Source organism: Amycolatopsis rhabdoformis, from assembly GCF_035918295.1.
GTDB lineage: Bacteria > Actinomycetota > Actinomycetes > Mycobacteriales > Pseudonocardiaceae > Amycolatopsis > Amycolatopsis rhabdoformis.
In genome coordinates this window covers 3,146,833-3,157,400 of record NZ_CP142149.1, presented here as the reverse complement: position 1 = coordinate 3,157,400, position 10,568 = coordinate 3,146,833, and the positions used below count along the sequence as shown (strand labels likewise).

The 10,568-nt window shown below is 72.6% G+C and carries 9 protein-coding genes; 8 read left to right on the top strand and 1 reads right to left on the bottom strand.

The features are described 5' to 3' along the window. Nucleotide 1: 1 nt before the first annotated feature. Nucleotides 2-1,000, bottom strand: a complete 999-nt coding sequence (locus tag VSH64_RS14185) for an acyl-CoA desaturase (protein ID WP_326836048.1) — start codon at nt 998-1,000, stop codon at nt 2-4. 117 nt (nt 1,001-1,117) lie between these two features. Between VSH64_RS14185 and VSH64_RS14180 the strand changes: the two genes are divergently transcribed. The 8 genes from VSH64_RS14180 (at nt 1,118) to VSH64_RS14145 (ending at nt 10,521) form a co-directional block, all read left to right on the top strand. Beyond that, the gene (locus VSH64_RS14180) at nt 1,118-1,639 is read left to right on the top strand and encodes a DUF4442 domain-containing protein (RefSeq protein WP_326836047.1); all 522 of its coding nucleotides are present in this window, start codon (nt 1,118-1,120) and stop codon (nt 1,637-1,639) included. Beyond that, nucleotides 1,639-2,511, top strand: a complete 873-nt coding sequence (locus VSH64_RS14175) for an alpha/beta hydrolase family protein (protein ID WP_326836046.1) — start codon at nt 1,639-1,641, stop codon at nt 2,509-2,511. The genes VSH64_RS14180 and VSH64_RS14175 overlap by 1 nt, the downstream gene beginning before the upstream one ends. A gap of 120 nt (nt 2,512-2,631) precedes the next feature. Further along, nucleotides 2,632-3,564: a LysR family transcriptional regulator gene (locus VSH64_RS14170; RefSeq protein ID WP_326836045.1), complete on the top strand. Its 933-nt coding sequence runs from the start codon at nt 2,632-2,634 to the stop codon at nt 3,562-3,564. Between the two features lie 52 nt (nt 3,565-3,616). Next, a complete protein-coding gene (locus VSH64_RS14165; RefSeq protein ID WP_326836044.1) occupies nt 3,617-5,191 on the top strand; it encodes a PfaD family polyunsaturated fatty acid/polyketide biosynthesis protein in 1,575 nt (524 codons plus the stop codon). Then, nucleotides 5,188-6,915, top strand: a complete 1,728-nt coding sequence (accD, locus tag VSH64_RS14160; RefSeq protein ID WP_326836043.1) for an acetyl-CoA carboxylase, carboxyltransferase subunit beta — start codon at nt 5,188-5,190, stop codon at nt 6,913-6,915. Before VSH64_RS14165 ends, accD begins: the two co-directional genes overlap by 4 nt. Continuing rightward, entirely contained in the window at nt 6,912-7,427 is a 516-nt protein-coding gene (locus VSH64_RS14155; protein ID WP_326836042.1) for an acetyl-CoA carboxylase biotin carboxyl carrier protein, read from the top strand. Before accD ends, VSH64_RS14155 begins: the two co-directional genes overlap by 4 nt. Beyond that, the gene (locus VSH64_RS14150; RefSeq protein ID WP_326836041.1) at nt 7,424-8,761 is read left to right on the top strand and encodes an acetyl-CoA carboxylase biotin carboxylase subunit; all 1,338 of its coding nucleotides are present in this window, start codon (nt 7,424-7,426) and stop codon (nt 8,759-8,761) included. The genes VSH64_RS14155 and VSH64_RS14150 overlap by 4 nt, the downstream gene beginning before the upstream one ends. Then, nucleotides 8,758-10,521, top strand: coding sequence for an AMP-dependent synthetase/ligase (locus VSH64_RS14145; RefSeq protein WP_326836040.1), 1,764 nt, complete (start codon nt 8,758-8,760; stop codon nt 10,519-10,521). Before VSH64_RS14150 ends, VSH64_RS14145 begins: the two co-directional genes overlap by 4 nt. Nucleotides 10,522-10,568: the final 47 nt, after the last annotated feature.

Genomic DNA, 10,568 nt, shown 5'->3' with positions numbered 1-10,568 from the left:
CTCACGCTCGGGTGGCGGTGGTGGCGGTGGTGGCGGGCAGGCGCTTGGCGGCGCGCCGCTCGGAAGAGGGCACGTCGACCTCGGAGGCCAGGCCGCCCGCGGCGAGCAGCCGGATCAGCCAGAAGCCGGGGTCGAGCCGGTACCACTCGAGGCCGAACGACGGGGAGTCCGGGAACGCGTGGTGGTTGTTGTGCCAGGCCTCGCCGAGGGTGATCAGGGCGAAGACCGCGCCGTTGCGGCTGTTCTCGCGCGAGTCGTACGGGCGGGTGCCGAACATGTGCAGGAAGGAGTTGATCGCCCAGACGATGTGCTCCAGCAGGAAGATCCGCACGAGCCCGCCCCAGAGCAGGCCGCTCACGGCGCCGGTCCAGCTCATGGTCACGAGACCGCCGATGATCCCGGGGAGCAGCAGCCCGAGCACGACCCAGTAGTAGTACAGGCGCGCGACGCGGACCAGCGGCTGGTTCTTCAGCAGATCGGGCGCGTAGTGGACGATGTTCGGGTACTCGTGGCGGCGCATCCACAGGAAGTGCGAGTGCGCGAGGCCCTTGAGCCGGCCCGCGAACCCGGAGCCGGAGAGATTGGGGGAGTGCGGGTCGCCTTCGCGGTCGCTGCACTCGTGGTGGCGCCGGTGCAGCGCCACCCACGAGATCACCGAACCCTGCCCGGCCATCGAACCGAGCACGGCGAGCACCACGGTCACCGACCGCGTGGCCTTGAACGTGCGGTGCGTGAACAGCCGGTGGTAGCCGACCGTGATCGCGAGACCGGTGAGCAACCAGAAGACGAACAGCAGGATCAGATCGCTGAGCCGGATCGCGTGGACCGCGAGAAACGCGATCGCCCCCGCGGTGCCGACGATCGGGAGGATGTCGAAGAGCAGAAAGTGGCGGCGCTGGAGCCGGTGCAGGTACGGGCTGCTCAGCACTTTCCGGCGGGGTCGGGCGCCGCCGCCGGACTCGGTGAACTCCGTCGCGGGAGTGAGTTCTTCTGCGGACACGAGCCGAGGTAATCACGCGCCGCGGGCCTTGATCGCGGTGAGACGGGTCCGCATTCGGCCGATTGGTTTTGGTTATGGCGCCCCGGAATCGGCGCGGGCCGTGGGGGACTGGGGGCCATGACAACCGAGCTGAAGGCCCCCATGGGCTTCGGAGCCGTGTTCGCCTCGATCGATCCGGACAACCCCGACTACGCCCTCCTGCAGCGCATCGTCTCCCGTCTCATCCCGTTCGGCACGCACGCAGGTGTCGTGGTCGCCGAACTCGGCCCGAACCGCGCCGTCGTGGAGATCCCCGCCGAGCCGCACCTGGGCAACCACCTCGGCACCGTGCACGCGGGCGCGCAGTTCCTCGCGGCCGACGTCGCCGGTGCGTGCGCGTTCGTCGGTGCCATGGCCACGCGTCTGTCGGCCATCGGTTCGTTCGTGCTGCGCGACTCGCGCGTGGCGTTCCGCAAGCCGGCGGTGGGCCGCCTGCGCGCCATCGGCACCATCGACCGCGACGACGTCGCCACGGTGCTGTCGTCGGTCGGTGAGCAGCGCCTGGACGTCGACGGCCGCGCGCTGCTGTTCGACGAGGCCGGTGTGCTGGTCGGCAAGGTCCAGCTCGACTACGTCGTGACGCTCGTGCAGGAGGCGTGATGCCCGCCGAGGCTCCCGCCGGGCTCGAGGAGATCACCGTCGCCACGCCGGACGGCGCGAGCCTCGCGCTGCGGGTGCTCGCGCACCCGGACGCGGCCGCGCCGGTGGCGCTGATCCTGCCCGCGATGGCGATCAAGGCGAAGTTCTACCTGCCGCTGGTGAAGGCACTGCACGCCGCGGGTCTTTCCGCGGTGGTCGCGGACCTGCGCGCGCAGGGCGCGAGCACTCCGGCGCTCGGCGCGGGTCCCGGCTTCGGGTACCGCGAGCTGATCGAGACCGACCTGCCGGCCGTGGTCTCGGCCGTGCGGACCCGGTTTCCCGCGGCGCCACTGCACTTGTTCGGCCACAGCGTCGGCGGGCAGCTGGCCCTGCTCTACGCCGCGGCCGAGCCGGACCGCGTGGCGAGCGTGACGACCATCGGCACCGGCTCGGTGTACTGGCGCTCGTTCCCCGCGGCGCGACGCCTGTCGATCCTCGCCACGACGCAGTGGGTCGGGCTCGTGTGCCGGCTGCGCGGCAACTGGCCCGGCGGCGGCGGGATCGGGCCGATGACCGGCGGTGTGATGGCCGACTGGGTGCGGCACGCGCGCACGAGCCGGTACCGGCCGCGCGGCAGCTCCCGCGACTACGACCGGTTGCTGGGCGAGCTTTCCCTGCCGCTGCTGGTGATCTCGCTCGACAACGACCCGCTGGGCCCGGAGACCACCGTGCGGTTCCTGTGCCGGTGCCTGCCGTCGGCGGACCTCACTCGCTGGCACCTCGACTCTTCCTCGGGACTGAAGCACCTCGGGCACGCGTCGTGGATCAAGGACAGCGACCTCGTCGGCCCCGCGGTGGCGGCCTGGATCACCGCCGGCAAAGCGCCCGCCTGACCCGGGCCGGGTGAACCGCGGTTCGGTGAGGTGCGCCACGCCGCCACCGGGTTCGAAGTCCGTTCACGGCGCGTTCGTGTTGGCGGGCGAAGATGAATCACCTCGGGTGCGGAGGTGGTGATGGAGTACCGGCACGTGCTGGCGTTCCTGGCGATCGCGGACGAGCTGCACTTCGGCCGCGCCGCCCAGAAACTGCACCTCACCCAGCCCTCACTGAGCCAGCAGTTGCAACGGCTCGAGCGCACCCTCGGCGTGGAGCTGGTCGCGCGCACGACCCACGAGGTGCACCTGACCCGCGCCGGGCAGGCGTTCGAGGTCGAGGCGCGCGAGCTCGTGCGCCAGGTCGAGCACGCTCGGCGGTCCGCCCGCGAGGCGGCCGCCGGGCGCTCCGGCACGATCCGCGTCGGCTACAACTTCCCGGCGGCCCAGCACGTGCTGCCGTCGGTGATGGAGAAGATGCAGGCCGACTTCCCCGAGGTGGCCGTGGTGCTGGAGGAGAAGCGCACCGGGCCGCAGCTGCGGGCCCTGGAGAGCGGCGCACTCGACGTGGCGCTGGTCTACGGCCGCCCGGCCACGGCGAAGTTCCGCTACCGGCGCCTGATGCGCCAGTCGCTCGTGGCCGTGGTGCGGCACAAGCACAAGTGGGCCGGGCGCCCCGGCGTGCCGTTCGCGGAGCTGGCCGGCCAGCCGTGTGTGCTGTTCGAACGCGACCTGTGCCCGGCGATGTACGACGCCATCGTGCGCGCGGCCGACGAGGCCGGCATCGGGCTCGACGTGGTGCACGAAATCGACCACCCGGCCACCACGGAAATTCTCGTGACGGCGAAATCGCTCGTGGGTTTCGCGTCCATTTCGCGCGCGATGCTGGCCGGCGCCGTCGCGGGTGGCGCGCGCACCGTCGCGGTTCCGCTCTACGATCCCGTGCCCACTGTGGACCTTTACGTGGCTTGGCGCGACGACGAAGACGGCCGGCTGCGGAATTCGTTTCTCGAATGCCTCGACGCCGTCGGCCCGTTTTCCAGCCCGCCATTACGCAAGTCAATCAGGTCATGACAACCGGCCCCACCGCGTTGACCGGATGCGGTGGTGACCGAAGAATCGCCGTGTGAGCATAGCTGCCTTGCCGGACTCGGCCAGGGACGAAGAATCGATCTACCGACTGTTGTCCACAGTGGATTCTCCGGTGTTCGTGGTCCGTGACGCCGATGGCGTCGCCCTCACCGCGGACCCCGGCGCCGCCCGGCGCGCGACGGTGCTCGCCGCCGCTCCCGCCGTGCGGCCGGAATCCCTGGGGGACCCCGAATTCCGCAAGGCGCACGGCGTGCGCCACGCCTACCACGCCGGGGCGATGGCCAACGGCATCGCGTCGGCCCGGTTGGTCGCCGCGCTGGCCCGGGCCGGGTTCCTGGCCTCGTTCGGCGCCGCCGGCGTGCTGCCGGCGAAGCTCGACGAAGCGCTGAGCACGATCCGGGCGCAGGCGCCGGGCCGCCCGTTCGCCTGCAACCTCATCCACAGCCCGAGTGAAGCCGCGCTGGAGCGGGCGATCGTGGACGCGTGCCTGCGCCACGAGGTCCGGTGTGTCGAAGCGTCGGCGTTCCTGGACCTGACCCCGCAGGTGGTGCGCTACCGGGCCGCCGGGCTCGAGCGCGACGCCGGCGGCACGATCGTGGCCCGCAACCGCGTGATCGCGAAGGTCTCACGCGCCGAGGTCGCCGAGAAGTTCCTGCGCCCCGCGCCCGGAGAAATCCTGCGCGCCCTGCGCACGGCGGGGGACATCACGGCGGAGCAGGCCGAGTCGGCGGCGTCGGTCCCGATGGCCGACGACATCACCGCCGAGGCCGACTCCGGTGGCCACACCGACCGCCGGCCGCTGGTCGTGCTCCTGCCCGCGCTGGTCGCCCTGCGCGACCGCACGCAGCGCGAGCACGGCTTCGCGACGCCGGTCCGCATCGGCGCGGCGGGGGGCATCGGCACACCGGCCGCGGCGTCGGCGGCGTTCGCGATGGGCGCCTCGTACGTGGTCACCGGCTCGATCAACCAGGCCTCGCTCGAGGCCGACCAGTCCGACGCGGTGAAGCGCCTGCTCTGCTCGGCCGGGGTGGCCGACACGGAGATGGCGCCGTCGTCGGACATGTTCGAGCTCGGGGTCGACGTGCAGGTGCTCAAGCGCGGCACCATGTTCCCGGGCCGCGCGAAGCGGCTGTACGACACCTACCGCTCGTGCTCCGGCCTCGACGCGATCCCGGCGGCCGAGCGCGCGGAGCTGGAGCAGCGGGTGTTCCAGCGTTCGTTCGACGAGGTGTGGCACGACTGCGTGCGCTATTTCAGCGCGCGCGACCCGGAGCAGATCGCGCGGGCCGAGGGCAACCCGAAACGGCGGATGGCGCTGGTCTTCCGCTGGTACCTCGGCCGGTCCTCGGGCTGGAGCATGGCGGCGACGCCCGAGCGCGCCGCCGACTACCAGATCTGGTGCGGGCCGGCGATGGGCGCGTTCAACGAGTGGGTGGGCGGGACCTACCTCGCCGCGCCGGGCCACCGTCACGTCGCCGAGCTCGCCGTCCACCTCATGCGCGGCGCCGCGTTCGCGGCCCGCGTGAGCCAGCTGCGCGCCACTGGTGTCCGCCTGCCGGCCGGGTGCACGACCTATGTCCCGGTGCCGCTGGGGGAGGAATCGCGATGACGGTGACCCGGGAGAACGACGCGCCGTCGTGGCTCGTGTGCGGAGGTTGCGGGAAAATGGTGTACGGCAAGAGGTTCGCCCGTGCCGGGCGCGTGTGTCCGGAATGCGGCCACCACGCCCCGCTCACGGCGGCCGAACGCCTCGAGGCCCTGCTCGACGCGGGCTCGTCGCGGCCGCTGGAGCTGGTGGTGTCGGGCAGCGATCCGCTGGACTTCGCCGACACCCGCCCGTACGCCGAGCGGCTCGTGGACGCGCGCACCCGCACCGGGCTCACCGAAGCGGTGCTCTGCGCTCGCGGGAAGATCGACGGCAACCCGGTGGTCGTGGCGGCGATGGACTTCCGCTTCCTCGGCGGCAGCCTCGGTTCGGCCGTCGGTGAAGCGATCACCGGCGCCGGCGAGATCGCGCTCGCCGAGCGCACGCCGCTGCTGCTGATCACCGCTTCGGGCGGGGCGCGCATGCAGGAAGGCGTGCTGTCGCTGATGCAGATGGCGAAGACCAGCCAGGCGCTGGGCCAGCTCGACGAGGCCGGAATCCTCACCGTCTCGCTGATCACCGACCCGACCTTCGGCGGGGTCGCCGCGTCGTTCGCCACCTCCACCGACCTGATCATCGCCGAACCCGGCGCGCGGCTCGGGTTCGCCGGGCCGCGGGTGATCGAGCAGACGATCAAGCAGACCCTGCCCGACGGCTTCCAGACCGCCGAGTTCCTGCTGGAGCACGGGATCGTCGACATGATCCGTCCGCGTGCCGCGCTGCGGGCCGCGCTGGGCCGGGTGCTGGCCATCGCCACGCGCCGGCCGGACCCGGTGTCCGCCCGGCGCGAGAGCAGCGCCGACGCTCTGATCACGGATCCCGAGCTGCTGCCGGAGCGTTCGGCGTGGGAGTGCGTGCGCGCCGCCCGCAAGCTCGACCGGCCGACCACGCTGGACTACGCGGCCCTGCTGCTCGAAGACTTCCACGAGCTGCACGGCGATCGGATGTCGGAGGACTGCCCGGCGCTGGTCGCCGGTCTCGGCCGATTCGAGGGCCGGCCGATCGCGCTGATCGGCACCCAGAAGGGCCACACCGGCGACGAGCTGGCCCGGCGAAACTACGGCATGCCGAGCCCGGCCGGGTACCGCAAAGCCGCGCGCGTGATGCGGCTGGCCGCGAAGCTCGGCCTGCCCGTGGTGACCCTGATCGACACGGCCGGCGCCTACCCCGGCGTCGAAGCCGAGCAGCGCGGTCAGTCGGTGGCGATCTCGGAGAACCTGAAGCTGATGGCCGGCCTGCCGGTGCCGGTGATCGCCGTGGTGACCGGCGAGGGCGGCAGCGGCGGGGCGCTCGCGCTCGCGTTCGCCGACCAGGTGCTGATGTGCGAGAACGCCGTGTACTCCGTGATCAGCGCCGAAGGGTGCGCCGCGATCCTCTGGAAAGACCCGGCGGCGGCGCCGCGGGCGGCCGAGTCGCTGCGCGTGGACGCGCGCTCGCTGCTGAGCCAGGGCGTGGTCGACGGGGTGATCCCGGAGCCCGAAGGCGGCGCCGGGGCCGACCACGTGCAGGTGGCGGCCGCGATGCGCGCGGCGCTGGCCGAGACGCTGGCGAAACTCGTGCCCCTGGACCAGATGAACCTCGTGACCCGCCGCCGGGCGCGGTTCCGGGCTTTCGGCGCCGAAGGCGCGGTGCTGCTCGACGACCTCGCCGGCGAACCACGTACCGACAACTCGGAGAAGGCGCGATGACGACCGTGAACACGAATCCCCCCGCGCCTCACGAGGTGGACCAGGTGGTGACGGCGCTGCGCGAGCAGGTGCTGGTGCTGTGCGCCGAGTCGGCGCGCCACCCCGGTGCGGTGCGGCTGAGCGCGCACGGCGTGGCCGTGGAGGTGGAGTGGCCGTCGATCACGGCGGTGGTGCCGGGCGAGGCTCGTCCGCCGGTGGTGCCGGAGCCGGCCCTGGTGCCCGCCGCGGTACCTGCCGCGGAAGCGACGGCTGTCGAAGTGCCGGCCACCGGGCCGACCGTGTGCGCGGCGACCGTCGGCACGTTCTACCGGGCGCCGGAGCCCGGGGCGAAGCCGTTCGTGAGCGTGGGCGACCCGATCGCCGTCGGTACGCAGATCGGGATCATCGAGGCGATGAAGCTGATGATCCCGGTCGAGGCCGACCGCGCGGGCCGGATCGCCGAGTTCGTGGTCGAGGACGGCACGGCGGTCGAGCACGGGCAGCCGTTGCTGGTGCTGGACCCGGCGTCGTGATCCGGTCGCTGCTGATCGCCAACCGCGGCGAGATCGCGGTGCGGGTGATCCGGACGTGTACCGAGCTCGGGATCCGCTCGGTCGTGGTGCACTCGAGCGCCGACCGCGACTCGGCCGCGGTGCGGCTGGCTGACGAGGCGGTGCAGATCGGCCCGCCCGCGGCCAAGGACAGCTACCTGAACATCCCGGCGGTGATCGAGGCCGCCCGCACGCGGGGCGTCGAGGCGATCCACCCCGGTTACGGGTTCCTGTCGGAGAACGCGGACTTCGCCGAGGTGTGCGAGGCGGACGGCCTCATCTTCGTCGGCCCGCCGGCCAAGGTGATGGCGCGGCTGGGGGACAAGTCCAGCGCGCGGTCGTTGATGGCGGGCGTCGGGCTGCCGTTGCTGCCGGGCAGCCGTGACCCGCTCGAACCGGCCGAAGCCGCGGCGCTGGCGAACGAGATCGGGTTCCCGGTGATCGTGAAGGCCGTGGCCGGTGGCGGCGGACGCGGGATGGCGGTGGTGTGGTGGGCGGCCGAGTTCACTCGCGCCTGGGCCCGCACGCGGGCCACGGCACAGGCGGTGTTCGGTGACGGGCGGCTCTACGTCGAGCGGTACCTGCCTTCGGCGCGGCACGTGGAGATCCAGGTGCTGGCCGACCAGCACGGCAACGTCGTGCACCTCGGTGCGCGCGACTGTTCGCTGCAGCGCCGGCACCAGAAGCTCGTGGAGGAGTCGCCGGCGCCGCTGCTGCCGGCCGCGCTGCTCGAGGAAATGGGTGCGGCCGCGGTGCGCGGTGCGGAAGCGTCGGGTTACGTCGGGGCGGGGACCTTCGAGTTCCTGGTCGACGCCGAGCAGCGGTTTTCCTTCATGGAGGTGAACTGCCGGCTGCAGGTCGAGCACCCCGTCACGGAGGCGGTGACCGGGCTCGATCTGGTGCGTGAGCAGCTGCGGATCGCCTCCGGTGAGCCGCTCGGCTACACCCAGGCCGACGTCCGCACGACTGGCGTGGCGCTGGAATGCCGCGTGAACGCCGAGGACCCGGACCGGGATTTCGCGCCGGCGCCCGGGGTGCTCGACGAGTGCCGGCTGCCGGCGGGCCCGTTCACCCGCGTGGACACGCACGCGTTCCCGGGTTATCGCGTGCCCGCGGTGTACGACTCGCTGCTGGCCAAGGTGATCGTGTGGGCGCCGGACCGCGACGCGGCGATCGCGCGGATGCGGCGCGCGCTGGGCGAGGTCGACGTGCGCGGCGCCGGCGTGGCCACCACGGCTCCCTTTCTGCGCGACGTGCTCGACCACCCGCGGTTCCGGGCGGCCGAGCACGACACCACGTTCGTGGAATCACTGTGACCCGGGAGGAAACCGTGCGCGAGTACACCGTCCCGCCGTTGGTGAAGCCGGCCGACGACGAAGGCCTCGCCGACGTGGTCTTCGAGAAGGCGGCGCGGGTCCCCGACGACGTCGTGTTCGGCCGCCAGTTCGCGGGCGCGTGGCAGGACATCACGTATGCGGAGTTCGCCGCGGCAGTGCGTGCAGCCGCGAAGGGCTTGCTGGCGGCGGGAATCCGGCCCGGCGACCGGGTGCTGGTGCTCGGCCGGACCAGCTACGAGTGGTCGGTCGCCGACTTCGCTGTGCTGAGCGTCGGGGCCGTGACGGTGCCGGTGTACCCGACGTCGTCGGCCGAGCAGATCCGCCACCTCGTGGCCGATTCGCGGCCCAGCGCGTGTTTCGCGGAGACGGCGGAGCAGGCGGCGCTGATCGCGGAGGTCGCCGGCGACGTGCATGCGCGGTGCTGGCTGCTCGGATCGCTCGAGGAGCTCGCGCGGAGCGGACTCGCGATCACCGACGAGGACGCCGAGGCCCGCCGCGCGGCCGTGCGCGCCGACGACCTCGCGACCATCGTCTACACGAGCGGCACCACCGGACTGCCGAAGGGCTGTCTGCTGACCCACCGCAACGTGCTGGCGGCCGCGGCCAACGTCGTCGAGCTGCTGCACGAGGTCTTCCGTCCCACCACCGGCGAGCCGGCGTCGACGGTGTTGTTCCTGCCGCTGGCGCACGTCTACGGCCGCGTGACGCAGTTCGGCTGTGTGTGGGGCGGGGTGCGCACCGGCCTGGTCGCCACGCCGGCCGAGCTGCTGGGCGCGCTGCCGTCGTTCCGGCCGAGCTTTCTGGTGGGCGTGCCCTACCTGCTGGAGAAGATCCGGAAGGTGGCGCGCACGGTGGTCGGCGAGGACGGGTTCGCGGCGGTGGACGCGGCCGCGGTGGCGCTCGGGCACGCGCGGCGGCACGGGGGTGGGTCCGACCATGACACGCCGCCGGAGTTCGCCGCGGCGCGCGAGAAGCTGCGCGGGCTGCTCGGTGGCCGGCTGGAGTACGTGATCGCCGGCGGGGCTTCGTTGGAACCGTCCACCGCGGACTTCTTCGCCGGCCTCGGCGTGGAGGTGCTCGGCGCGTACGGGCTCACCGAGGCGTCGTCCACGGTCAGCATGAGCGCGCCGGGCGCGAACCGGCCGCACGCCGTGGGGCGGCCGGTGCCGGGCACCACGGTCGCGATCTCCGACGACGGTGAGATCCTCGTGCGCGGTGACCAGGTGTTCCCCGGGTACTGGCCGGACCGGGCGGGGGCGCCCGCGCCGTGGCTCGCGTCGGGTGACGTGGGCCTGCTCGACGACGACGGATACCTGCACCTCACCGGCCGGCGCAAGGAGCTCATCGTGACGAGCGGGGGCAAGAACGTGGTGCCCGCGCCGCTCGAGGGCCGCGTGCGCCTGCATCCGCTGGTGAGCAACTGCCTGCTGGTGGGGGAGGCTCGCCCCTTCGTCACCGCGCTGATCACGCTCGACCCGCCCGCGCTGGCGGGCTGGCGCGAGACGCACGACTCGTCCGAGGGCGAGCCCACGGCCGATCCCCGCCTGCTGCGGGAGATCGCCACGGCGGTGGACTCGGCCAACGAGCTGGTGTCGCGCGCGGAGTCGATCCGCCGGTTCACCGTGCTGCCGGAGGACTTCTCCGTCGCGAAGGGACAGTTGACGGCGTCGCTGCGGCTGCGTCGCCACGTGATCGAAGAGCAGTTCCAGGACGAGATTTCGCTGATGTACAGCGGCTGACCCGGTCGGCCTCGACCACGCGACGCGGTGCCCTTCCCGGGGCACCG

Bases quoted from the DNA above. Each gene is read 5' to 3' on its own strand.
- VSH64_RS14180 (WP_326836047.1), top strand. From the start codon at position 1,118: ATGACAACCGAGCTGAAGGCCCCCATGGGCTTCGGAGCCGTGTTCGCC.
- VSH64_RS14175 (WP_326836046.1), top strand. From the start codon at position 1,639: ATGCCCGCCGAGGCTCCCGCCGGGCTCGAGGAGATCACCGTCGCCACG.
- VSH64_RS14170 (WP_326836045.1), top strand. From the start codon at position 2,632: ATGGAGTACCGGCACGTGCTGGCGTTCCTGGCGATCGCGGACGAGCTG.
- accD (WP_326836043.1), top strand. From the start codon at position 5,188: ATGACGGTGACCCGGGAGAACGACGCGCCGTCGTGGCTCGTGTGCGGA.
- VSH64_RS14155 (WP_326836042.1), top strand. From the start codon at position 6,912: ATGACGACCGTGAACACGAATCCCCCCGCGCCTCACGAGGTGGACCAG.